This is a genomic window from Streptomyces sp. NPDC046915, assembly GCF_040644935.1.
In the GTDB taxonomy this organism is placed as follows: Bacteria; Actinomycetota; Actinomycetes; order Streptomycetales; family Streptomycetaceae; genus Streptomyces.
In genome coordinates this window covers 336,887-360,342 of sequence record NZ_JBEYXB010000001.1, presented here as the reverse complement: position 1 = coordinate 360,342, position 23,456 = coordinate 336,887, and the positions used below count along the sequence as shown (strand labels likewise).

The window sequence follows — 23,456 nt, the reverse complement described above, 5'->3', positions numbered from 1 at the left end:
CGCCCACGTGGGCCGCTCATAGCGATGGAGCGAGCAGCACGCCCAGCAGCCGGCGCAGGCTCCGCAGCGGTGCCTGGGTGACCAGGCCGATCACCAGGGCGGCGACCGTGCCGGCTCCCGCCAGCAGGCGCAGCACGTCGGGGACGGTCATCCCGGCGACCGTTGCCAGAACGGAGCTCAGGCAGATGACGATCACGATCACCACTGCTTCGGAACCGCCCAGCCGCCGCGGGCTGGGGACACGGGGTTCGACACAGGCGGCGGAAGAAGACTTCGACACGGGGGCCTCCCTGAGGGGTAGAGACCCGGCGACCGAGGCCGCCGGGTTGCGGCTCCAACCAGGCAGTCGACATCATCTGATTCGCGGACGTGAAGACCCGGTGTGCCGCGATCCCTCGCTTCCTGGGCGCCTGACAGTTCACGGTTGCGGCGGCACCGCCCGGATGTTGTCGCATTTTAGTGCACATGTGAACGGAGTGCGGTCACGCCGCGCCCAGCGGACCGGCCGAAAGCCGTCAGCAGTGCAGTATCGATACTGCACACCGAACCGCCCCCTGCACTCCCGCTACTTGGGACCGAGTCGGGCGGTCCGTTCGTAGATGGGTCCTCCGGGTGTGTACCGGCCCGCCTTCTTCCGGACGGCCGGGCTCGGGTCCCGGGTGCGGGATGTCTCCAGGGCGGTGAGGGCGCGGGCATCGGTGTGGGCGAACCTGCCGACGAGTTCGGCGGCCATGCTCCTGACGTGCGGGTCGGGGTGGGCGGCGAGGTGACGCAGCCCGGGTTCGAGGACCCGGTCCGCTCCCGGTGCGCGGGTGTCGCCCTTGCACCGGTCGCAGGCCAGGGCGTGGAAGGCCGAGATCCTGACCCGGGCGTCGGGATCGTCGGTCATGGCGACGAGTTCGGCCATGGATTCGGCGTCGACGAGGTGGTTGAGGAGGCGGCAGCAGCCCGCGCGAACCGCCGGATCCTCATGGCGCAGGCCGGCGCCCGGCAAAGGGATTTACCGTCATGGTCGAGCGGTGGCCACCGGCACGTTGTAGCCCTCGATGTGGAGCTTCGGCCTCTTCGAGCCCGGTGCGTCGGCGGGCCAGGAGGCGGTGAGGAGTCTTGATTCGCCGGGGAGCAGCCACAGGTAGTTGTCGCTGTACCGCGTGGGCAGGACCCGGCGGCCGGTCCCCGCGTCGAGTACCGAGACGCGGACCATCGCGGCGACCGACGTGCCCCGGTTGCGCAGCCTTGCCGTCACGCTGTGCCGGGAGCCCGAGCGGTCCGACGCGGTCACCTCGACGGACACCCGGGACCGCCCGGCGGTGTTGAGCGCCCGCATGTCGTCGGGCTTGCCGTACCGCCAGTACGTGTTCTCCGACAGCAGTTCACCGTGCGCGTCCGTCAGGCGCAGACGCAGCAGGTGGAAGCCCGGCAGCGGGTCCAGGGTGAACGCGGCTGCCGTGCTGGAGGGCGCGAGGTCGACCGACGTGCGGCGTTCGGGCGCGAGTTGGCGGCCGGCGAGGTCGTAGCGGCACGCGCGGACCGTGGCACCCCTGACGGCGTGGGGTGTGTGATTGACCGCGATCACCCGGCCGTCCACCGGATCGGCCTGGACGTGGAGGGGCTCAGCGGCCTTGCGGGCCCCGTAGTAGGCGCCGTTGACGTCGAAGTCGTAGTCGTACGTCTGCCACACCGTGCTGTACCAGGCGGGATGGGACATCCACAGCATCAGCCCGCTCGCGTCGTCCCACAGCCGGGCGTTCCAGGCCTCGAACATGGCGCGGTGGTTCTCGTAGTTGACGAACTGCGCCTTGCGGCAGAAGTCCTCCAGGTCCTCGGCGGTGCCGAGCCTTGTCTCCACGGCGGCGCGGTAGTTCTGCGGTGCCTGGTTCCCCCTGGTGCTCCAGTCGTGGTGGTACCAGGCGCCGCCGATCGGCCACTCGGGCTCGTCGCCGACGAGCCGGCGCATCGTCTCGGCCGTGGGCACGACCGGCATGCCGATCTCGGTGTGGAATCCGAAGCCGCCGCTGCCGTAGGTGGTGGGAGAGGAGTAGCGCTCGGGCTCGACCCAGCTGTAGGGGCCGCCGCCGGAGACGATTCCGGCCGCCGAGTTGCTCTGGTACAGCACGCCCGGCGCCTCGGCGCGCACCGCCGCGCGCATGCCGTCGTCCACGGGACCCGGCGGGTTGCCCTCGTTGGCACCGCACCACACGACGACGCTCGGGTGGATGCGGTAGCGGCGGACGGTGTCACGCGCCTGGTCGAGGAAGACCTGGTGGTCCGGCGGGTCCATGCCCCAGGCGCCCGGGAAGTCGTTCCACACCAGCAGCCCGTGCTCGTCGCAGCTCGCGTAGAACTCCTCGCGGTTGCTGCTGCCCACCCAGTTCCGGATCATCGTGAAGTTCATGTCCCGGTGCATCCGCACGGCGGTGTCCATGCGGGTGGCCGGCATACGGCGCAGCAGCTCGTCCCAGCCCCAGTTGCCGCCCCGGCAGAAGACGCGGACACCGTTGACACTGATCTTGAGCGGGACGGGGGAGTTGTCGACGGACTTGACGTCCGTCCAGTCGTCACCGTCGTCGGAGATCTGGATGGTGTACGTCTTCGGGTACGCCTGCTCCCAGACGATGACGACGCGGTCGAAGGCCACCGGTGCGCCGAGGTCGACTTTGATCCACTGGTCGTCCTCGTACGCGCTGGACCAGCGGGTGCCCGGGTTGCCGTCGGTGGCGTTGGCGGGCTCGTTGGTGCCGTCGACCGAGGACGCGGTCGCCGTTCTGCGAAGGGCCAGGTCGGTTTCCGGCGCGGAGCTGTCCAGCACCGACAGGCTCCACATCGAGGAACCCCAACTGGTCGCCCGGGTACGGCACATGACCCGTAGGTACCGGGCCGTGCGCGCCCCGAAGTCCACGCTCTGCAGGCTCGCCGCGCCTGCGGTACGGAACGGCAGCGGCACCGCCGAGTTGTCGACCGAGGCCGAGTCCGTCCAGTTCTCGCCGTCGTCGGAGATCTGCACGGTGTACGTCTTCGCGTAGGCCTGTTCCCAGGTGATGACGACGCGGTCGAAGGCCACCGGTGCGCCGAGGTCGACCTTGATCCACTGGTCGTCCTCGTACGCGCTGGACCAGCGGGTGCCGGCGTCGCCGTCGGTGGCGTTGGCGGGCTGGTTGGCCAGGTCGTCGACGGAGGATGCCGTGGCCTTCTTGCCGCGGGCCAGGTCGGTGTCCGGCGCGGAGCTGTCCAGCACGGACAGGGCCCACATCGAGGAGCCCCAGTTCGTCGCCCGGGTGTGGCACATGACGCGGACGTGGCGTGCCGTGACGCGGGGGAGCCGCACGGTCTGCGCGTAGGCGTCGCTGCCGGACTGGAAGACGAGCGGCATGTCGTACTCGTAGCCGAACTGGCGTATGCCGAAGCGGGTGGTGCGGCGGTCGCTCTCCCGGCCGGCGACCGAGGCCGTGAGGGTGAGGGGGTGCAGACGCGGGTCGCCGTAGCCGTTCGGCCACCACAACTCGGGGTCCCGCAGTCTCAGTTCGGGGTGATCGGCGGGCGTGAAGGTCACATCGGCCGTACCGCCGCCGGGGACCGTGACGGTCCGGCTGAGCCGTACCCCGTCGAAGGCCGCGGAGACGGTGACGTCCCGGCTCCCGCTGTCCGCGTTCCGTACCGGGACGACGATCGTCAGTTCGGCGGCGGAGGTGTCGGGCAGGTCGGGCAGCCGGGTGTCGACGCGGGGGTCGCCGAGGACCGCGGCGCCGGTGGAGCGCAACCGGACGTGGTTCCAGATGCCGGCCGCCCGGTCCCGGACCGCCGGCATCCAGTCCCACCCCGAAGAGGCCAGGTAGGTGGGGGAGTTGCGGTTCATCATGTTCGCCCCGGCGTCGACGAACGACAGTCCCGCCGGCCCCTTGTCGCCCGGGCTGCCAGGGAACGGCATCGGCGTGATCCGCACCGCGAGCGCCTGCTCGCCCCCGTCGGCGAGGAGTTCGGTGACGTCGAAGGCGGCCCGGGCGAAGGGATGGGAGAGGTCGCCGACAGCGCTGCCGTTGAGCCAGACCTCGGCCCTGTGGTTGACCCCGTCGAACTCCAGCCAGACATGGCGTCCGGCGCCCGTGGGCAGTTCCTCGGGGAGGCGGAACTCACGGCGGTACCACCAGGAGTGGCGGGACAGGGCCTCCGGGACGTGGAGGTTGTCGAAGCCGGCGACCGGGTCGGGCAGGCGGCCCTGGTCGACGAGCGAGGCCAGGACGGTGCCTGGGACCGTGGCGGGCAGCCAGCGACCGGTGTCCACCGCGGCCCGGGACAGTGCCGGACCGTCGGCCCCGGCCCAGTCGTCCAGGGTGAGGTCCCAGCCCGACTCCAGCGGCACCGTGCCGTCGGCGGCGACCTTCAGGGCCGGGGGAGTGCGGTGGTGGGAGCCCCAGTCCGTCCAGCCGGTGGCCGCGGGGCGGGCGGTGCGGCAGGTGCCGTGCACCTGGAAGCCGTTGAGCCCGAGCGGGCTGGTGTTGGAGCGCTTGTGCACGGTGAGCCGGACCCAGCGGGCGGTGACGGGCTCGGGCAGGGCGATCTCCACGACTCCGCCCCTGCCGGAGTCGGTGCGATGGACCGTCGTCCACGCCTCGTGGTCCCGTGAGGTCTCGACCACGAAGCCGACCGCGCAACTGGAGAGGATCTCCTGCCCGGTCGTGTTGTCCCGGGGGTTGCCGCCGGGCGCGTCGACGTACGGCGGGTCGTCGGCCGTGGCCTCGAAGACGAGGCGGACCGCGTCGACCTCGCACAGGGCCTGGAGGTCCACGGAGATCCACTGGGGATCGCCGGACCCGGCACGCCATCCCGTACCGCGCACCCCGACGGCGTCGAGCCGGTCGACCGCGAACTCGCCGGGGGTGGGCGCGTAGTCGGTGGAGGACACCGAGACGGGGCGGTGGACCGCGAGGTCGCCGGGTGCCGCCGACCGGTCCGGTTGTCCGGAATCGGATGCGAAGGCGGCCGAGGGCAGGGCCGTACCGAGCCCGAAGCCCGCGAGCAGGGTGGAGCCGGTGGACAGGACGGCGCGACGGGAGGGCCTGGACGGCTGATCCGACATGAACTGCGGCTCCGATCAGGGGCGTTCACGGAATGGGACCGGACTGAGGCGGCTGGCGGACACCGCTGCCGAGAGGCTTTGACAACGTTGCCGAACACTGCACCGGCGGTACGGGGCTGTCAAGGCTTCCTGCCGGGCCGGATCCTCAGTTTGAATAAATTAGGAATTAATATTGACAGGGTTTCGGCCGAGCGCCACAGTCTTCGGCGTGACCCCGCCGGCCCCTCCCGCAGCGGCCCGCGTCACACGCTCCTTGCTTCCCAGTCACCCGGAGAGGCACGTGACCTCACACCCGCACACCCGCAAGTCCGCAGGCCACAGACTCGGCCGACGGGCCACCACGGCCGCCGTCGCGACCGTCCTCGCCGTCACCACCGCCCCCGCGGCCACGGCCCGGCCCGCCCAGGACCAGGGCGCACCCACGTACTACGACAGCGGCCTCGCCCCCACGCCCTACATGGGCTGGAACACCTACTACGGACTCGGCGCGCCCACCGAGAAGGAAGTGCGTTCCGTGGCCGACAAGCTGGTCGCCGGCGGGCTGCGCGACAGCGGCTACGACATCGTCTGGCTCGACGGCGGCTGGCAGGCCGACAACCCCCGTGACGCACAAGGACGGTTGGTGGCCAACGCGGACCGCTTCCCCTCCGGCATCCCGGCGCTCGTCTCCTACTTGCACCAGCGCGGACTGCGGGCCGGTATCTACACCGACGCCGGCGCCTACGACGGCGGCAGGAGCTGCGGTCTGGGCAGTCGTGGTCACTACGAGCAGGACGCGCGGCAGTTCGCCGGCTGGAAGATCGACGCGGTCAAGGTCGACTTCCTGTGCGGGATCGGTGCGAAGCTCGATCCGGGCCCGGCGTTCAAGGAGTTCAGCGACGCGGTCGCCAAGTCCGGCCGCAGGATGCTGCTGAACCTGTGCAACCCGCTCACCGACGACTGGGGCCTGCCGCACACGCCCGAGCAGGACGCCCACAACACCTACGCCTACGCCCCCACGATCGCGGACTCCTGGCGCACCGGCACGGACATCGCCTGGGGCACCCCGAGCGCCGGCGAGTGGCCCAACGTGCTGCGCAACATGGACGCCAACGCCTGGCACCCCGAGGCGCAGGGTCCCGGCCACTACAACGACCCGGACTATCTGATCCCGATGCGCCGCATGACCGACGGCTCGTACGAGCTGACGCAGGAGGAGTCCACCACCCAGCTCGTGATGTGGGCCGAGATGGCCTCACCGCTCGTCATCGGCTCCGACCCGCGCACCCTGTCCGACGCGATGATCGGCACGCTCCGCAACCCGGAGATCATCGCTGTCGACCAGGACCCCCTCGCCGTCCAGGGCGTCCGGGTGGCCACGGACTCGACCGGCGACGTGTACAGCAAGGTCCTCCAGGGGCACGGGCGGCGCACGGTCGTGCTGCTCAACCGCTCCGACCAGCCCGCCGAGCGGACCGTGCGGTTCGCCGACACCGGCCTCGGCGGCCCGGTGCAGGTCCGTGACCTGCGGGCGCGCGCCGACCGGGGCACGCACACGGGGTCGTACACCGTCGAGGTCCCGGCGCACGGCACCGCGTTCCTGAAGCTGACCGGCACCGATGCCCTGCCGGGGACGAACCTGGGCGCGACGGCCACGGCGAGCCCGGCCGTCGTACGCGACGGCTCCACGCTGACCACCTTCTTCCGAGGGCCGCACGGCTCGCTCGTCGAGAAGGCCGACGGCGAGGCCAAGGACCTCGGCGGTCCCGCACAGGGCAGGATCCTCGGCCAGCCCGCCGCGTACGCCTCCGCGGGCGGCCGGATCGACGTCTTCGTGCGCGGCGCCGACTCCCGTGCCTACCGGCGGGCCTTCACCGACGGACGCTGGGGCCCATGGCAGAGCCTGGCCGGACAGTTGACCGACGCACCGTCCGTGGCCTTCACCGACCCCACTCACTGGACGCTGTTCGCGCGAGGCTCCGACGGCACGGTCGCACAGCGCGGGCCGGCGTCCGGCTGGTCGTCGCTGGGCGCACCCGGTGACCGCACGGCATACGGCCGTCCGTCCGCCGCCGTCGACAGCCAGGGCCGCGTCCATGTCGCCGTACGCACAGCCGCCGACGACGTGTGGACCCGGTCACGGGACACGACGGGGCAGTGGACGTCATGGACGTCCCTCGGCGGGACCGTCAGCGGCAGTCCGACCCTGGTCGCCGTCGGGGACTCGGCGCTGCTGTACGCGCGGGCCGCCGACTACACGCTCTGGCAGCAGCAGTACGCCGACAGTGCCTGGCAGGGGTGGAGCAAACGGCAGGAGTTCCCGAGCGCCGCGTTCGACGGTGCGCTCGGCGCGGTCGCCGGACCGGGCGGAGCCATCGACGCGGTGTACCGCGGAGTGGACGGCTACGTGCACCGGACCCAATTCAAATAAATTAGGAATCGATCATGGTCAACCTCCAGCCCAGCCGACGCCGGCTTCTCGCCGGACTCGGAGCCGTCGGGACGACGGCGCTGCTCAGCGGCTGCGTCACCTCCGCCTCCTCCGGCAAGAGCTCCTCCAAGGGAGCGGTCACCCTCCAGTCCAACATCTCCGCCCCGCAGGCCAAGACCGCGATGGAACACCTCGTCGCCGCCTACGAGAAGCAGAAGTCCGGCAAGAAGGTCACGCTCAACACGATCGCCGCCGAGACGTTCCGCACCCAGCTGCCGACGTACCTCACCTCGGCCAACCCGCCGGACGTGTACACCTGGTACCCCGGTTCGGTGGCGGACGCCTACGCGAAGAAGAACCTGCTGCTCAGCCTCGACGAGGTGTGGAACTCCTCCCCGGACCTCAAGCGCTACTCCAAGGCACTGCACACGCTGTGCACGTCCAGTGCCGGCAAGAAGGTATTCGTGCCCCAGGACTACTACTGGTGGGGCATGTTCTACCGGAAGTCCAACTTCAAGAAGTGGGGCGTGAGCGAGCCCAGGACCTGGGACGAATACCTCGATCTGTGCGACAAGATCAAGAGCAAGGGCGTCGCCCCCATCGGCATCGGTGCCGGCGGCAACACCCCCTGGGTCGCCTCGGCCTGGTTCGACTACCTCGACATCCGCATCAACGGCGCCCAGTACCACCGCGAACTCCTCGCGGGCAAGCACCGGTTCGACGACCCGGAGGTGCACAAGGTCTTCGACCGCTGGAAGGAGGTGCTGCCGTACTTCGACCCCAACGGCACCGCCATCGCCTTCCAGGACGCCACCACCAGTGTGCTCAACGGCCGCACCGGCATGATGCTGATCGGCACCTTCTTCGCCGACGCCGCACCCAAGAGCGCCCTGGACGACATCGACTTCTTCCGCTTCCCCGTCATCGACGCGAAGGTCCCGCTAGCCGAGGAGGCCCCCGTCGACGGCTACTTCGTCAGCGCCCGCACCGGCCGCCGCGACCCGGTCTTCGACTTCATGAGCTACCTGGCCACCGCCGAGGCGCAGGAGCTGTACATCAGCGGCTCGTCGGGTACCACCCTGCCCTGCCACCCCGACGCCAAGGACGCCGGCACGCCCCTGGTGAAGAAGGGCCGCGAGCACATCGAGGCCGCCGCCGAAATCACTCAGTTCTTCAACCGCGACTCCAGCGACGCCCTTCAGCCCACCGCCGACAACGCGTTGACCAAGTTCATGGCCGAGCCGAAGGACATCGGGTCCATCCTGACCAACTGGCAGCGCGACGCCGAGAAGATCTGGAAGGCCTGAGATGGCCGTCCTGACCGCCCCCCACCGCGAGCTCCCGGTCCCGACGCCGTCCCGTGGCGGCCGGGGCCGGGGCCCCCGGCGCACGCCTCCGCTGGTGCTCGCCTTCGTCCTGGTCCCGCTGCTCGCCGAGGCCCTGTGGGTGTTCTGGCCCGCGCTACAGGGCTTCTACCTCGCGCTGACCAGCTGGGACGGCGTCTCGCCGCCGAAGTTCATCGGCCTCGGCAACTTCCGGGAGATGATCCACGACGACATCTTCCGCACCGCCGTCGTCGACACGGTCCTCTGGCTCGTCCTGTTCGGCGGGCTGTCCGCCGTCCTCGGCCTCGCCACCGCGCTGCTGCTCCAGCAGGAGCGCAAGGGGGTCGGCTTCTACCGTGCCGCCCTGTTCCTGCCGGTCGTCTTCTCGATGGTCGCCACCGGCCTCGTCTGGCAGGCGATCTACCAGCCCGACGGAGTGCTCAACCGCATCCTGGAGTCCGTCGGCCTCGACAGCCTCCAGCACGCCTGGCTCGCCGACCAGGACACCGCCCTGTACGCGGTGATCGTGCCCGCGCTGTGGCGGCAGATCGGCTACGTCATGGTCCTCTACCTGGCCGGCCTCAAAGGCATCGACCCGGTCCTGTACGAGGCGGCGAAGGTCGACGGCGCGAGCGCCTGGCAGCGCTTCCGCCACGTGACGCTGCCCCAGCTCCGCAGCGTCAACGCGGTCGTCCTGTCGGTGATCATCATCGACTCCCTGCGCTCCTTCGACGTCGTCTGGTCGCTGACCCGCGGCGGCCCCTACCACTCGTCCGAGCTGCTGAGCACCTACATGTACTCGACCGCCTTCCAGTCCCTGCAACTCGGCTACGGCTCCGCGCTGGCCGTCGTCATCTTCCTCCTGGCCTTCGGCGTCATCGCCTCCTACCTCGTCCGCGCGTTCCGGGAGGCCGACTGATGTCCGTCAACTCCACGGCCCTGCGCCGCAAACGGGCCACGACCGCCGGATTCCACCTGGGCGCCGGTGCGCTGGCCGCCCTGTGGCTGCTGCCCATCGCGCTGGTCCTGGTGACCAGCCTGCGCTCCTTCGACGACATCGCCGCGCACGGCCTGGGCAGTCGGCCGCACTCCTTCACCCTCGGCAACTTCGGCGTGGCCTGGAACGACGGCGGCCAGCAGCGCGCCCTGATCAACAGCCTGATCGTCTCGGTGCCCTGCGTCCTGGTGACACTGGCTCTCGCGGCGACGGCCGCGTTCGCCCTCAGCCGCTACGAACTCCCCTTCCGCCGCTTCCTGTTGCTCCTCATGCTCGGCGGCAACCTGCTCCCGCCGCAGATCCTGCTCATCCCGGTGTCCAAGCTCAGCGAGATGATGGACGTCTACGACACCCTGCCCGCCCTCATCGGCGTGCAGATCGGCTTCGGCGTCGGCTTCTACGTCTTCGTCCTGCACGGCTTCATGCGGGCGATCCCGGCGGAGATCCAGCAGGCGGCGGTCGTCGACGGCGCCGGACCGTGGCAGATCTTCTGGCGGATCATCCTCCCGCTGACCCGCCCCGCCCTGGCCGCGCTCAGCTCCCTGTCCTTCACCTGGATCTTCAACGACCTGCTCTGGGCGATCACCGTCCTGCGCAGCGACAGCAAGATGCCGGTCACGGCCGCCCTCATCGGACTTCAGGGGCAGTACGTGTCGATGTGGAACGTGGTCGCCGCCGGATCGGTCATCGCCGCCGCCCCCACGGTCGCCGTCTTCCTCCGCTTCCAGCGGCACTTCGTCGCCGGACTCAACCTGGGAGCGGTGAAGTGACCACCCGCCCGCGCTGGACCCTGCGCACCCGGCACATCAGCTACACCGTTCGCCTGTCCCCGGACGGGCCCTGGGCCGAACTCGACGCCTGGGGCCCGCTCGGCGTCGAGACCGGACCCTCCGCCCTCGACTGGTCGCGGCGCACCCACTTCGTCACGCCCGCCGACGCCGCCCCCGCCGAGTATCTGCCCTTCGGACTGCGGCCGTTCAACGGCAGCGACCTGGTGGCCACCAGGCCGGACGGCGAACGCGGAGTGTGGTGGGAGTTCGCCGGGGCGGAGGAGGGCGAGGGCTCACTGCGCCTCGCCTTCCACGACGCCCGGTCGAGCCTGCGGACCGTGCTGTGCTACGAGACCGTGTCGGACACCGACGTGATCCTGCGCTGGACCGAGTTCACCGCCGACACCGAACTCCGCCTGGAGCGGCTCGACTCGGCCGCCGTGAACATCCCCGTCACGGACGTCGCCCGGCTGACCTACCTCACCGGCCAGTGGTCGCAGGAGTTCCAGAAGACGCGACTCGACCTGTCCCGGGGCACGTTCACCATGGGCAGCGTCCAGGCCGTGCCCGGACACGCGTACGCGCCCTGGCTCGCCGTGCAGGACGGCGACGCACCGGCCGCCTACGGCATCGCCCTCGCCTGGCCGGGCAACTGGCACATCACCGCCGAGGCCGAGCCCGGCGGCGCCCTGCGCGTCCGCGCCGGACGGGTCCCGCACGAGGGCTTCGTACGCCTGGCACCCGGCGACACCCTCACCACGCCGCGGCTCGCCTGCGCGTTCAGCCCGGACGGCCTCGACGGGCTCTCCCGGGTCTGGCACCGCTACGAACGCCGGCTCGCCGGGGAGCGGCTGCACCGCCCGCGCAAGGTGCTCTACAACTCCTGGGAGGCGACCGGCTTCGACGTCGACGCGGCCGGGCAGCTGGAGCTGGCCAAGGCCGCCGCCGACCTCGGGGCCGAGCTGTTCGTCGTGGACGACGGCTGGTTCACCGGCCGTGCCGACGACACCGGCGGACTGGGCGACTGGCACCCGGACCCGGCGGCCTTCCCCCAGGGCTTCGACCGGTTCGTCGAGGAGGTCCGCGCCCTCGGCCTCGACTTCGGCCTCTGGGTGGAGCCCGAGGCCGTCAGCCCCACCAGCCGGCTGTACGCCGAGCACCCCGAGTGGGTCTACCGCCTCGACGGCCGCCCCGCCCGGCTGATCCGCAACCAGCTCCTGCTCGACCTCGGCCGCGGGGACGTCCAGGACTTCGTGATCGCCACCCTGGACCGGCTCCTGGGAACGTACGCCATCAGCTACCTGAAGTGGGACATGAACCGGCCGCCCACCGAGCGCGGCCGCCCCGGTGCCGGCCCCGCCGACCTGGACGCCGAGCACGTCGCCGGCTACCTCCGCGTCCTCGACCACCTGCGCACCGCACACCCCGGCGTCACCGTCGAGGGCTGCGCGGGCGGCGGCGGACGCATCGAGCACGCCACCCTCGCTCGGACCGACGTCGTCTGGCCCAGCGACAACACCGCCCCGCTGGACCGGCTGTCCGTCCAGTACGGATTCCTGCACGCCCACGCCCCGCACACCATGAGCTCCTGGGTCACCGACGCACCCGGCGTCTTCGACCCGCGCCCGCGCAGCCTCGCCTTCCGCTTCGTCAACGCCATGTGCGGGGTCCTCGGCATCGGCGCCGACCTGCGCGCCTGGAACCCGGAGCAGCGGGCCGAGGCCGCCGGGTGGATCGCCCGCTACAAGGAGGTGCGCGACATCGTGCACCACGGCGAGGCCCGGCTCCTCGGCACCCCCGGGGACACCACCTGCGGCGTGCAGTACGAGCGCGGCGACCGCACGGTCGTGGCCGCGCTGAGCACCGGCCGCCTCGACGGCGCCCCGCTCGTGCCCGGACGCCCCGACCGGCTCCGCCTGCGGGGCCTGGACCCGGCGGCGCACTACCGCGACGAGCGGACCGGGACGACGTACGGAGGAGCCCACCTGCTGCACTACGGACTGCCGTTCTCATGGAGCGCCGAGCACGACGCCGACCTGGTCGTGCTGACACGTAGGTGAGGCGCATATGTTTCCTGAAGGGCCCGCCCCGCACGCGAAGGAGTCGAACCCCACGATGGAGCAGCCAGCACGACGGCACGGCGCCCGGTTCACCGGCCGCACGGCCCTGGTCACCGGAGCGGCCTCCGGTATCGGAGCCGCCACGGCCGCACGCCTCGCCGAGGAGGGAGCCGCCGTCGTGCTCGCCGACATCGACGAGGAACGCGGCGCGGCCGTGGCCGAGCGGATCACCAAGGACGGCGGCCGCGGCTGCTTCGTGGCCGCCGACGTCGCCGCCGAGGACGACTGGGCCCGGCTCGTCGCCGCCGCGCACACCTACGGGCCGGTGGACGTCCTGGTCAGCAACGCCTACACCGTCGACGTCACGCCCGCCCACCGGATGACCCTCCCCTCCTGGCAGCGGCAGCTCGACGTCAACCTCACCGGCAGCTTCCTCGGCTTCCGGGCGGTCCTGCCCGACCTGCGCGAGCGCCGCGGAGCAGTGGTGCTCACCTCGTCCGTGCACGCCCACAGGGGCATCCCCGGCCACCCCGCCTACGCCGCGGCCAAGGGCGCCCTGCTCTCCCTGTGCGGCCAGCTCGCCGTCGAGTACGGGCCCGAGGTGCGCGTCAACGCCGTCGTGCCGGGCCCGATCCTGACCGCGGCCTGGGACAGGGTGTCCGAGGAGGACCGGGAGCGCAGCGTCGCCGAGACGGCGGCCCGCCGCTTCGGCACCCCCGAGGAGGTGGCCGCGGCCATCGCGTTCCTCGCCGCCGAAGAGGCCTCCTACATCACCGGAACCAGCCTCGTCGTGGACGGCGGCTGGAGCGTCGTGAAGGCCTCCGCATGACCACGCCGACAGTGCCGACCGCGCAGACAGTGCCGACAGCGAACCGGCCGAAGCAGAAAGGCTGTACGACATGACGCCCTACGCCCGCCGCGGCGTACACGGCCAGACCGTGGAGGCCCTCGCCCGCCGCATCCTCGGCGGCGACATCCCCGAGGGGGCCACGCTCGACCTGGTGGCGCTGCAGAGCGAGCTGGACGTGAGCCTCACCGCCCTGCGCGAGTCCCTGAAGGTGCTCGCCGCGAAGGGCATGGTCGACGCCCGCCAGAAACGCGGCACCTTCGTGCGCTCCCGCGCCGACTGGAACCTGCTCGACGCCGACGTGCTGCGCTGGCAGTTCGAAGGCGGCAGCACCACGGAGACCGACCGGGCGCTGCTGCACAACCTCGCCGAGGTCCGCGCCATCATCGAACCGGCCGCCGTCCGCCTCGCCGCCGAGCGGCGCACCGACGCCGACCTCGCCGCCCTGGACGGCGCCCTGGAGGCGATGGGGGAGGAGGGCACGGGCGCGGCGCACGCCGTCGAGGCCGACCTCGCCTTCCACCGCGCCCTGCTCGCCGCCACCCACAACGAACTCCTCGAACGCATGGAGATGGTCATCGAATCCGGCCTCGCCCACCGCGACCGCATCGTGCACAGCTCCCCGCACAGCGAGGACCCCGTCCCGGCCCACCGCGCCGTCCTGGACGCCGTCCGCGCCCACGACCCCCGAGCCGCCGAGGCCGCCATGCGGGCCCTGCTCGACCAGGCCGGACGCGACCTCGACCGAATCGGCGGCCCCGACGACACGGAAGGCTCCCGCACCCAGTGAAGATCACCCGCATCGAAACCTTCCTCGTCCCGCCGCGCTGGCTGTTCTGCCGCGTCGAGACCGATGACGGCGTCGTCGGCTGGGGCGAACCCGTCGTCGAGGGCCGCGCCGAAGTCGTCCGGGCCGCGGTCGACGTCCTCGCCGAGTACCTCCTCGGGCAGGACCCGCTGCGTATCCAGGACCACTGGCAGGTGCTCAGCAAGGGCGGCTTCTACCGGGGCGGCCCGGTCCTGTCCAGCGCCGTCGCCGGCCTCGACCAGGCCCTGTGGGACATCGCGGGCAAGACCTACGGCGCCCCCGTGCACGCCCTGCTGGGCGGCCCCGTACGGGACCGGGTCCGGGTCTACGCCTGGGTCGGCGGCGACGAACCCGCCGAACTCACCGAGCAGATCGCCGCCCAGGTGGAGGCCGGCTTCACCGCGGTCAAGATGAACGCGGCCGGAGCCACCCCGCCGGTCGCCACGGCCGCCGAGACCGCGGCCGTCGTCGCCCGCGTCGCCGCCGCCCGCGAGGCCCTCGGACCGGACCGCGACGTCGCCGTCGACTTCCACGGCCGCTTCACCGCCGCCACCTCACGCCGGGTGCTGACCGAACTGGCCGAGCTGCACCCGCTGTTCGTGGAGGAACCGGTCGTCCCGGAGCAGAGCCATCTGCTGCCCGGCCTCGTCACCTCCACCCCCGTCCCCCTCGCGACCGGCGAACGCCTCTACGGCCGCGCCGAGTTCCTCCCCGTCCTCGCCGCCGGCGTCGCCGTCGCCCAGCCCGACCTCTCGCACGCGGGCGGCATCTCCGAGGTCCACCGCATCGCCTCGCTCGCCGAGACCTACGGCGCCCAGCTCGCCCCGCACTGCCCGCTCGGCCCGATCGCCCTGGCGGCCAGCCTCCAGGTCGCCTTCGCCACCCCCAACTTCCTGATCCAGGAACAGAGCCGGGGCATCCACTACAACAAGGACGCCGACCTCCTCTCCTACCTGGTCGACCCCGAGCCGTTCCACTTCGTGGCCGGACACGCGCCCCGCGGCGACGCCCCCGGCCTGGGCATCACGGTCGACGAGGCCGCCGTACGCGCCGCCGACCGCACCGGTCACGCCTGGCGCAACCCGGTGTGGCGGCATGCCGACGGCTCGTTCGCGGAGTGGTGACGTGCCGCTCGACATCCTCACCGACCCGGCGCACGGCGGCCGTTGGACCTCGCTGCGGGCTGGCTCGCGGGAGTGGCTGTGGCGACGCGAGGATCCCCTGCGCGCGGGCGTGGCACCGGGAGACGCCTTCGTCGACGCCGGCGGACTGGAGGAGTGCGTGCCGACCGTCCGCGGCACACCCGACCACGGCGACGCCTGGTCCCGGTCCTGGACGGACCACGGGAACGGCACGCAGAGCGTGCGCTGCGAGCGGTTCGCGCTGACCCGGACCATCCGCGCCACCGTCGACGGCGCCGAGACCGACTACGTCTTCACGGCCGACCCCGGCCACCGCTTTCTCTGGGCGGCCCACGCCCTCCTCGCCCTCTCCGAGCGGGCGGCACTGCACCTGCGCGAAGGAGCGCACACCCGCCTCTACCCCGACCCGGAGCCGTGCGTGGAGGGCAGCTGGCCCGCACCCCGCGGAGTCCGGCTGGACCGCCTGGGGCCGGACGACGGCACCGCGGTCGGAGCGGTCGTCGACACCGCCGGCGCTTGCGTGCACGACGACGAGGACCGGCTGGCCCTGACCGTGGAGGCCGACGGGCAGCCGCTGTCGATCGCCCTGTGGCGCAACCTCGGCGGCTTCCCCGCCCACCATCCCTACCGCAGCACCGGTGTGGAGCCGATGCTCGGCCGCGTCTTCGACCTGGCCGAGGCCGGCCCCGGGCACGCGGCCGTCGTTCCCGCCTCCGGCGAGGTCCGCTGGCGGCTGACCCTGACCGACGGCTGCGCCTGCCCCTGACCTCCGCCGAAACACAGTGGATTGGACTCCCGCTTCATGGACCTTCGTGCGGCCCTGACCGCCCACCGCCTCGTCGCCATCGTGCGCGGGAACGACCCCGACGCCGCGCTGCGCACCGTACTGACCCTGGCCGACGAGGGCATCGAACTCATCGAGGTGTCACTGACCGGCGAGGGCGCCCTGACCGTCGTCGAGCGGGCCCGGCAGACCCTCGGCCCCGACCGCCCCCTCGGCGCCGGCACCGTGCTGACCGCCGACGACACCCGGGCCGCCCGCGAGGCCGGCGCGGACTTCGTCGTCACCCCCGCGCTGGGCGAGGGCGCTGGCGCGGCGGTCGCGGCGGGTCTGCCGGTCCTGGCGGGAGTGATGACCCCGACCGACATCGTGACCGCACGCGGCCTCGGCGCCACCGCGCTGAAGATCTTCCCGGCCGCCCAGGCCGGCGGCCCCGCCTACCTCGAGGCCCTGCGCGGACCCTTCCCGCACGAGCCGTTCGTGCCCGTGGGCGGGGTCGACGAGGCCGCGGCCGGCGCCTACCTGGCCGCCGGGGCGACCGCGGTCGGCGTCGGCTCCCCCCTCGTCGGCGACGCCGCCGACGGTGGAAGCATCACCGGTCTGCGCGCCCGCGCCCGCGCCTTCCGCGCCGTCGTCGAGGAGTTCACGCCGTGACCGAGACCCTCCGCCCCGACCGGCTGGAACTCGGCGAGGGCATCCGCTGGACCGGCGACGGCATCGTGCTCGTCGACATCCTCGCCGGCCGGCTGCTCGCCGCCCCGGACGAGCCCACCGCACCCCTGCGGCAACTGGCCACGCTGCCCTTCCCGCTGGGCGCGGTGGCCCCCGTGGCCGGTCGCCCCGGCAGTTGGATAGCCGCCGCGGAAACCGGGATCTGCCTGCTCGCCCCCGAGGGATCCACCACGTGGCTGGACCGGCCCGAGGCAGACGCCCCCCTGCCCATGCGCATGAACGACGCGAGCGCCGACCCCGCCGGCCGGTTCTGGGCGGGCAGCATGGCCTACAGCGCGGAGGAGGGCGCCGGCTCCCTCTACCGGGTCGATCACGACGGCACGGTGACCCGGGTGCTCGACGGCATCACCGTGCCGAACGGGCCCGCCTTCACGCCCGACGGCGGCACCCTGTACCTCGCCGACAGCGCCCGGGGAGTCGTCCGCCGCCACGAGGTCGACCTGGCCACGGGCGAACTCGGCGCGGCACACACGTTCGTCACCGTGCCCGACGGCAGCCCGGACGGCATGACCGTCGACATGGAGGGCGGCGTGTGGATCGCGGTGTGGGGCACCGGCACCGTACGCCGCTACCTGCCGGACGGCAGGCTGGAGCACACCCTGCGGTTGCCCGCGCGCCAGCCTGCCGGAGTGTGCCTCCAGGGGGACGTCCTGCACATCACCTCGGCCCGCGTGGGCCTCACCGACCCCGGTCCCGAGGACGGCGCCCTGTTCACCGCGCGGGTCGACGTTCCGGGCCCGCCCATGGCCGCCTACCGTCTGGCGGGGGAGGCCGTATGACGGGCATGTGGCGTCCGGCGGACGGCCCTGTGGTGTGTGTCGGCGAGACGATGGCCGCCCTGGCCCCCACGCCGCCCCGTCCGCTCGACAGCGCCGAGGACCTGCGCGTGTCGGTGGCCGGGGCGGAGTCGAACGTGGCCATGTACCTGGCGGGCCTGGGCCGTCCGGTCTCCTGGCTGTCGGCCCTCGGCGACGACGCGTTCGGCCGGCGGGTGCGCGCCGCGGTCGCCGCCGCGGGCGTCGACGTCACCGGCGTACGCACCGACCCGGACCGGCCGACCGGCCTGCTCGTGAAGGACCCCGGCCCCACCCGGACCCGCGTCCACTACTACCGGACCGGCTCGGCGGCCTCCGCCCTCGGCCCCGACACCCTCGACGACGAGCGGCTGCGGACGGCCTCCCTCGTGCACCTCACCGGGGTGACCCCGGCGCTGTCCCCCTCCTGCCGGAACCTGGCGGACCGCATCCTCGGCACCCCGGCGGGCGCCCGCCCGTACGCCGTCAGCTTCGACGTCAACCACCGCTCCGCGCTCTGGCCCGACGGCACGGCCGCTACTGTGCTGCGCGACCTCGCCGACCGCGCCGACATCGCCTTCGTCGGCCTCGACGAGGCACAGGCCCTGTGGGGCGTGCACCTCGAAGCGGCCGACGTGAGACGGCTGCTGGGGCATCCGCGCATCCTCGTCGTCAAGGACGGCGCCCGGTCCGCCACGGCCTTCGGTGACGAGGGCGTGTGCACCGTACCGGCCTTGCGCACGCACGTCGTGGAACCCGTCGGCGCGGGTGACGCCTTCGCCGCCGGTTTCCTCGCCGGCTTGCTGAACGGCGGGGACCTGCGGCATGCCCTGCGGCTCGGCCACATCACGGCGTCGGCCGCGCTCAGGACGACCGCGGACCACGGGCCGCTGCCCGGCCCGGACACGGTCGAGCGGCGCCTGGGCCTGAGCGACGAGGACTGGACGCGACTCGGGCCGGACGCGGGGTGAAGCCGGTGGTTGCTCGGCGGCCGCTCATCGCGGCCGTGGGTCCGTCCGGTCGCGCGGTGGCCGCCAGGCGCGCCCGGGCCCGGCCGGGGCGGCGTGTGACGCCGCCCCGGCGGTACGCGTGCGTCCGCCGTCGGTTCCGCGACGATCGCCATCCCGGCCTTCGTCGAAGACGGGGCGTTCGGGCTCCGGACCCAACGTCTTTTGTTCCCGTGACTGTTCGACCGCCGCGCCTCGGCTCGTCAATGGCCGACGATCAGGGCGAGCCCGTACGCGGCGACCGCCAGGCACGCGGCGAAGCACAGCACCGCTGCCACGGCGGCGGCCGGCCGGCCGCCGAGGGCTCGTTCTCCGGCGTCGCCACGGGGCCAGGCGGCGACGCCGAGGGAGAACAGCACGACCGTGAGCAGCGTGATTCCGAGGCTGACACCGAACACGGTGCCGAGGAGGCCCCAGTGGATGTTCATCGTCCCGCCCTCCTCCCGCCGCAGGACGCGACGGCCGCCCGGCTCTCACGCCGCTGTCTGCTGCACCTGCTCGGGCAGTCGGGCGTGCGGTTCGTTGACGTTTTCCGGGGTCACGGGGCGGCGGCGCGACAGGGCCCAGAACCCGGCCGCCGCGGCGGCCGCGGCGGCGGCCACCAGGGCCACGCCCAAAATGCCACGACCGGCGATCCAGGCCGCCGCGCCGCCCATGGCCGCAGCCGCGGGCAGTGTGAACAGCCAGGCCAGCGCGATACGCCCGGCGATGCCCCACCGCACCTCGGCCATCCTGCGGCCCAGACCGGAGCCCAGGATGCTGCCGGTGCACACCTGCGTGGTCGACAGGGGGAAGCCCATGTGGGACGAGGCGAGGATCACGGCCGTCGCGCTGGTCTCGGCCGCGAAGCCCTGCGGCGCCTCGATGTCGGTGAGCCCCTTGCCCATGGTGCGGATGATCCGCCAGCCGCCCGCGTACGTGCCGAGCGCGATGGCCAGCCCGGCGGAGAGCACCACCCACCAGGGCGGCGCGGAGTTGTGGGCGAGCACCCCGGCGGAGATCAGGGCCAGGGTGATGACGCCCATGGTCTTCTGCGCGTCGTTGGTGCCATGGGCGAGCGCCACCAGCGATGCCGAACCGACCTGACCCCTGCGAAAGCCGCGCCGCGCCCGGTCGGGGCCCGACCGCCGGGTGATGACGTACGCCAGGTAGGTCGCCAGCACGGCCACGACGCAGGCGACGAGCGGCGAGAGGACGGCAGGGATCACGATCTTCTCCACGATCACCCCGAACTGCACCGCGGATCCGCCGGCGCCGACCCACACGGCACCGATCAGCCCGCCGAACAGCGCGTGCGACGAACTCGACGGCAGCCCGGCGAGCCAGGTCAGCAGATTCCACATCAGGGCGCCGACGAGCCCGGCGAAGACCATCACCAGCGACACCTTGGCATCGTCCACGATGCCGCCGGAGATGGTCTTGGCGACGGCCGTGGACAGGAACGCGCCCGCCAGATTCAGCACCCCCGCGACGAGGACGGCCACGCGTGGTCTCAGGGCCCCCGTGGCGATCGACGTCGCCATCGAGTTGGCCGTGTCGTGGAACCCGTTGGTGAAGTCGAAGGCCAGGGCGGTCACCACGACCACGATGAGGAGGAACGAGACGGTACCCACTGGGACCCCTCCCGAAGCAGGCCGGCCATGCGCCCGCCGTGGCGTCCCCCGCTGGGACGCGTCCTGCCATCAACGCTATGCCGCCCCTCCGGGGCCCGCGACCGGGGAAGCCGCCCCACCGGTCCCGGCGTCGGCCGGACCGCCGAGCGGAAGCTGCCCGGCGCTCCCGCTCGGCGGTGAACTCGGCACCTAACGAGTGCTCAGCCGGCCCTTGGTGAGGTTCCGCTCGATGGCCTGCTGGGCCGTCTCGAGCACGGCGGTCCGGCCGAGGACCGGTCGATGCCTCGTGGTGTGCCCGGGGGCGGGCACCGCCGGCGCGTCCGGGGCCCGGTCCGCCGCGGCGTCGATCAGGGCGGCCGGCTCGTCGTCCCCGAGGTGGCGCAACAGGCCGGCGAGGTTGCGCAAGGTGGTCCACAGATGGGTCCAGTTGCCGGTGCGGGCGAAGTAGCCGATGACGTCGCGGTAGCCCTCCAAGGCCTCGTGGACGCGGCCCTGCGCGGCACGCACGGACAGCAGCCCGACGGTCGAGACGCCGACGAGGAAGGTCGCGCCGGAGGCGCAGGCCAGGTCGACGGCCTCCACGTAGTGCCGTTCGGCGACATCACAGCGGCCCGAGAGGTTCTCGATCTCCCCGGCGACGTAGGCACCCCAGGCGCGCATCGAGGGCGACACGGCGTCGGCCCACCCCTGGTCGTTGAGCCGGCGCGCCGCGTCAAGGGCACCCGCGTGGGCGGTTGCGAGGGCGGCGATCCCCAGGCCCTCCCGGTGCGGACCGACGAGATCGGCCGCGGCCAGGGCGTGCTCGATTGCGGCGTCGTGGCCGGCACGTGCCAACTCGGCCACCGCGAGCACCATCAGGCACTGCCAGGGCGCCTCGCCTCCGGCTTTCCTCTCCGGCCCGGCGCGGAGCCCGGCACGGGCGAACCGTTCCGCGCCGACGAAGTCCCCGCGGTGGTAGACGGCCTCACCCGCGGCCCCGAGGACGAGGCCCGCGCCCGGGTGGCCGGCGAGTGCCGGGTCGGCGGCGAGCTCCTCGGCCCAGTCCCGGATCTCGACGAGGTCGCGGTAGGCGATCGCATCGAACAGTCCGACGACCATCGCGACCGCGTAGTCCAGGAGCCCCCGGCTGCGGACCAGCCGCCATGCGGCCCGCAGGTTCGGCAACTCGCGGCGCAGTTCCGCATCGGCCGCGGGCTCCCGTTCCGATGCCATGGCGGCGCGGAACCGTCCGGTCAGCTCGACGGCCCACCGCACCATCCGCTCCGCCGCCGCCTCGTCCTCGCCGAGGGCCGCGAGCCGGTCCAGCCCGAACGCCCGCAGCGTCTCGAGCATGCGGTACCGGGTGGTCCCGTCGTACGTGGCATCGATCATGGAGGCGTCGACGAGCCGGGCCATCGCGCTCCCGGGGTCACCCTTCGGCTCCAGGTCGGTGGCGATCCGCTCCGCGGTGTCGAGGTCCACGCCGTCGGCGAAGACCGACAGGTGCCGGAACAGCCGCTGTTCGTCCTCCGTGAGGAGCCGGTACGACCAGTCGACGGTCGCGCGCAGGGCCCGGTGCCGGGACTCCGCGCTGGTGCCGCCCCCACCGAGCAGGTCGAGCGAACGGTTCAGGCGCCGTCGGAGATCGCCGACGGAGAACGTGGACAGCCGGCCGGCGGCCAGTTCGATGGCCAGCGGTATCCCGTCGACACGCCGCACGACATCGGCGACCGCGGCCAGTTCCGCGCGGGTCGGGGGCCGGCCGGGGCGGACCCGGCGGGCCCGGTCCAGGAAGAGCGCCACGGACGCCGTCGCCGCGGGATCCCGGCCGGGGCGGGGCAGCGGGAGCGGCGGCAGCCGCCGGACGTGTTCGGCGGCCAGCCCGAGCGGCTCGCGGCTGGTGGCCAGCACCGTGGTGCCGGGACAGCGGGCGAGGATCACGTCCACCGTGTCCCGGACGGCGTCGAGCAGGTGCTCGCAGTTGTCGATCACCAGCAGACCGGTGCGCTCGGCCAGCACGGACACGCAGGCGGCGAGGACGTCTCCGTGGTCGACCCTCAGGTGCAGGGCCGCCGCCAGCGCGTGCGGGACGGCGGCGGGATCGGTGAGCGGTGCGAGCCGGAGGACCGTCACCGTGCTGCTCTGCCGAACGACCTCACAGGCGAGGCGGGTCTTGCCGACGCCGCCGGTCCCGACGAGCGTGACCAGGCGCTCGGCCGCCAGCAGCCGGTGCAGGGACGCGAGCTGGGACTCGCGGCCGAACAGCCGGGTGACCGGCCGGGCGGGCACGGGCACGGGCGCGGTGCCCACGAGACAGAGGTCCCTCTCGACGTCGTCCAGGGCGGGCGACGGATCGAGACCCGTCTCGTCGACCATGCGGCGCCGGTACTCCCGCCCCAGGCGCAACGCCTCCGGGGCCTGCCCGGTCGCCGCCAGCACCCGCATGTGCAGGAGCACCGTGGGCTCCCGCAACGGGTCGGCGGCCGCCCGCGCGGCGGCGAGACCCACCACCTCCTCGGCCTGTCCCGCGGCGACGGCGGCGGCGATCAGCGCGTCGGTCACCTCGCGGTCCAACTGCCCGCACTCCTCGACCGCGGCGGCCACGGGGTCGACATCGGTGAGGTCGGCGAGCACCGGCCCGCGCCACAGCCCGTGCGCCTCCCGCAGCAGTGCGCACGCGCCGGCCGGGTCCCGCCCCGCCTGCTCCCGTGCCCTGGCGAGCATCGTCCGCGCCTGTGCCAGGTCGAGCTCGCGGGATCGCAGGGCGAGCCGGTAGCCGTCGTGCCGTGTCTCCAGCCTGTCCGCCGCGCGACCGAGGTGCGCGCGCAGCCGGGACACATGGTTGTGCAGGGCCTGCCGTCCCGACGCGGGCACCCCCGACGGCCACAGGGCGTCCACGAGCCGGTCGACCGACACCGACCGCCCCTCGGCGAGCGCGAGCAGGGCGAGCACCGCGCGCCGCCGCGGACCGGGGACCTCCACCGGGGCACCGTCGACGAGGAGACGCAGCGGCCCGAGCACCTCCACCCGCACCGACGGCGGCTGCGGCCCGTCCGTCATGGCGCCTCCCGGTGTTCCGCCTGTCCGTACAAATCAGTACATCTCGTATAAAACGGA

General features: G+C 72.8%; 18 protein-coding genes. 12 read left to right on the top strand and 6 right to left on the bottom strand.

Annotated elements, in window-relative coordinates:
• Positions 1 to 16 precede the first annotated feature (16 nt).
• From ABZ915_RS01565 to ABZ915_RS01555, 3 genes are all read right to left on the bottom strand, one after another.
• Complete coding sequence (locus tag ABZ915_RS01565) at positions 17 to 280, bottom strand: hypothetical protein (protein ID WP_361793964.1); 264 nt, start codon at positions 278 to 280, stop codon at positions 17 to 19.
• A gap of 285 nt (positions 281 to 565) precedes the next feature.
• Positions 566 to 994, bottom strand: a complete 429-nt coding sequence (locus ABZ915_RS01560; protein WP_361793961.1) for a HEAT repeat domain-containing protein — start codon at positions 992 to 994, stop codon at positions 566 to 568.
• Between the two features lie 12 nt (positions 995 to 1,006).
• Positions 1,007 to 5,074, bottom strand: coding sequence for a discoidin domain-containing protein (locus tag ABZ915_RS01555; RefSeq protein WP_361793958.1), 4,068 nt, complete (start codon positions 5,072 to 5,074; stop codon positions 1,007 to 1,009).
• Between the two features lie 280 nt (positions 5,075 to 5,354).
• On the opposite strand from ABZ915_RS01555, the gene ABZ915_RS01550 reads away from it, so the two are divergent.
• The 12 genes from ABZ915_RS01550 (at position 5,355) to ABZ915_RS01495 (ending at position 18,711) form a co-directional block, all read left to right on the top strand.
• Positions 5,355 to 7,484, top strand: a complete 2,130-nt coding sequence (locus tag ABZ915_RS01550) for a glycoside hydrolase family 27 protein (RefSeq protein WP_361793955.1) — start codon at positions 5,355 to 5,357, stop codon at positions 7,482 to 7,484.
• Positions 7,485 to 7,498: 14 nt separating this feature from the next.
• Positions 7,499 to 8,791, top strand: a complete 1,293-nt coding sequence (locus ABZ915_RS01545; RefSeq protein WP_361793952.1) for an ABC transporter substrate-binding protein — start codon at positions 7,499 to 7,501, stop codon at positions 8,789 to 8,791.
• A gap of 1 nt (position 8,792) precedes the next feature.
• Positions 8,793 to 9,728, top strand: a complete 936-nt coding sequence (locus tag ABZ915_RS01540) for a sugar ABC transporter permease (RefSeq protein WP_361793949.1) — start codon at positions 8,793 to 8,795, stop codon at positions 9,726 to 9,728.
• Positions 9,728 to 10,576 (top strand): carbohydrate ABC transporter permease, encoded by an 849-nt coding sequence (locus ABZ915_RS01535; protein WP_361793946.1) that lies wholly within the window; start codon positions 9,728 to 9,730, stop codon positions 10,574 to 10,576. Before ABZ915_RS01540 ends, ABZ915_RS01535 begins: the two co-directional genes overlap by 1 nt.
• Positions 10,573 to 12,636, top strand: a complete 2,064-nt coding sequence (locus ABZ915_RS01530; protein WP_361793943.1) for an alpha-galactosidase — start codon at positions 10,573 to 10,575, stop codon at positions 12,634 to 12,636. The genes ABZ915_RS01535 and ABZ915_RS01530 overlap by 4 nt, the downstream gene beginning before the upstream one ends.
• Before the next feature lie 55 nt (positions 12,637 to 12,691).
• Positions 12,692 to 13,465 carry a glucose 1-dehydrogenase gene (locus ABZ915_RS01525; RefSeq protein ID WP_361793940.1) on the top strand — a complete coding sequence of 258 codons (774 nt, stop codon included), beginning with the start codon at positions 12,692 to 12,694 and terminating at the stop codon, positions 13,463 to 13,465.
• Between the two features lie 70 nt (positions 13,466 to 13,535).
• Positions 13,536 to 14,273 (top strand): FadR/GntR family transcriptional regulator, encoded by a 738-nt coding sequence (locus ABZ915_RS01520; protein ID WP_361793937.1) that lies wholly within the window; start codon positions 13,536 to 13,538, stop codon positions 14,271 to 14,273.
• Positions 14,270 to 15,415 carry a galactonate dehydratase gene (gene dgoD / locus ABZ915_RS01515; RefSeq protein ID WP_361793934.1) on the top strand — a complete coding sequence of 382 codons (1,146 nt, stop codon included), beginning with the start codon at positions 14,270 to 14,272 and terminating at the stop codon, positions 15,413 to 15,415. The genes ABZ915_RS01520 and dgoD overlap by 4 nt, the downstream gene beginning before the upstream one ends.
• Positions 15,387 to 16,199, top strand: coding sequence for a hypothetical protein (locus tag ABZ915_RS01510; protein ID WP_361793931.1), 813 nt, complete (start codon positions 15,387 to 15,389; stop codon positions 16,197 to 16,199). The genes dgoD and ABZ915_RS01510 overlap by 29 nt, the downstream gene beginning before the upstream one ends.
• Positions 16,200 to 16,235: 36 nt before the next feature.
• A complete protein-coding gene (locus ABZ915_RS01505) occupies positions 16,236 to 16,868 on the top strand; it encodes a bifunctional 4-hydroxy-2-oxoglutarate aldolase/2-dehydro-3-deoxy-phosphogluconate aldolase (RefSeq protein ID WP_361793928.1) in 633 nt (210 codons plus the stop codon).
• Entirely contained in the window at positions 16,865 to 17,725 is an 861-nt protein-coding gene (locus ABZ915_RS01500; RefSeq protein WP_361793926.1) for an SMP-30/gluconolactonase/LRE family protein, read from the top strand. Before ABZ915_RS01505 ends, ABZ915_RS01500 begins: the two co-directional genes overlap by 4 nt.
• On the top strand, positions 17,722 to 18,711 hold the full coding sequence (locus ABZ915_RS01495) for a sugar kinase (protein WP_361793923.1): 990 nt from the start codon (positions 17,722 to 17,724) through the stop codon (positions 18,709 to 18,711). Before ABZ915_RS01500 ends, ABZ915_RS01495 begins: the two co-directional genes overlap by 4 nt.
• Positions 18,712 to 18,950: 239 nt before the next feature.
• On the opposite strand, the gene ABZ915_RS01490 is transcribed toward ABZ915_RS01495, so the two are convergent.
• From ABZ915_RS01490 to ABZ915_RS01480, 3 genes are all read right to left on the bottom strand, one after another.
• On the bottom strand, positions 18,951 to 19,175 hold the full coding sequence (locus ABZ915_RS01490; RefSeq protein WP_361793920.1) for a hypothetical protein: 225 nt from the start codon (positions 19,173 to 19,175) through the stop codon (positions 18,951 to 18,953).
• 45 nt (positions 19,176 to 19,220) lie between these two features.
• The gene (locus ABZ915_RS01485; RefSeq protein WP_361793917.1) at positions 19,221 to 20,360 is read right to left on the bottom strand and encodes an inorganic phosphate transporter; all 1,140 of its coding nucleotides are present in this window, start codon (positions 20,358 to 20,360) and stop codon (positions 19,221 to 19,223) included.
• Positions 20,361 to 20,549: 189 nt separating this feature from the next.
• The gene (locus ABZ915_RS01480) at positions 20,550 to 23,399 is read right to left on the bottom strand and encodes a BTAD domain-containing putative transcriptional regulator (protein ID WP_361793914.1); all 2,850 of its coding nucleotides are present in this window, start codon (positions 23,397 to 23,399) and stop codon (positions 20,550 to 20,552) included.
• Positions 23,400 to 23,456 lie beyond the last annotated feature (57 nt).

Coding starts and splice junctions, on each gene's coding strand:
- ABZ915_RS01555 (WP_361793958.1), bottom strand. CDS start 5,074: ATGTCGGATCAGCCGTCCAGGCCCTCCCGTCGCGCCGTCCTGTCCACC.
- ABZ915_RS01545 (WP_361793952.1), top strand. CDS start 7,499: ATGGTCAACCTCCAGCCCAGCCGACGCCGGCTTCTCGCCGGACTCGGA.
- ABZ915_RS01540 (WP_361793949.1), top strand. CDS start 8,793: ATGGCCGTCCTGACCGCCCCCCACCGCGAGCTCCCGGTCCCGACGCCG.
- ABZ915_RS01535 (WP_361793946.1), top strand. CDS start 9,728: ATGTCCGTCAACTCCACGGCCCTGCGCCGCAAACGGGCCACGACCGCC.
- ABZ915_RS01525 (WP_361793940.1), top strand. CDS start 12,692: ATGGAGCAGCCAGCACGACGGCACGGCGCCCGGTTCACCGGCCGCACG.
- ABZ915_RS01520 (WP_361793937.1), top strand. CDS start 13,536: ATGACGCCCTACGCCCGCCGCGGCGTACACGGCCAGACCGTGGAGGCC.
- ABZ915_RS01510 (WP_361793931.1), top strand. CDS start 15,387: ATGCCGACGGCTCGTTCGCGGAGTGGTGACGTGCCGCTCGACATCCTC.
- ABZ915_RS01505 (WP_361793928.1), top strand. CDS start 16,236: ATGGACCTTCGTGCGGCCCTGACCGCCCACCGCCTCGTCGCCATCGTG.
- ABZ915_RS01495 (WP_361793923.1), top strand. CDS start 17,722: ATGACGGGCATGTGGCGTCCGGCGGACGGCCCTGTGGTGTGTGTCGGC.
- ABZ915_RS01490 (WP_361793920.1), bottom strand. CDS start 19,175: ATGAACATCCACTGGGGCCTCCTCGGCACCGTGTTCGGTGTCAGCCTC.
- ABZ915_RS01480 (WP_361793914.1), bottom strand. CDS start 23,399: ATGACGGACGGGCCGCAGCCGCCGTCGGTGCGGGTGGAGGTGCTCGGG.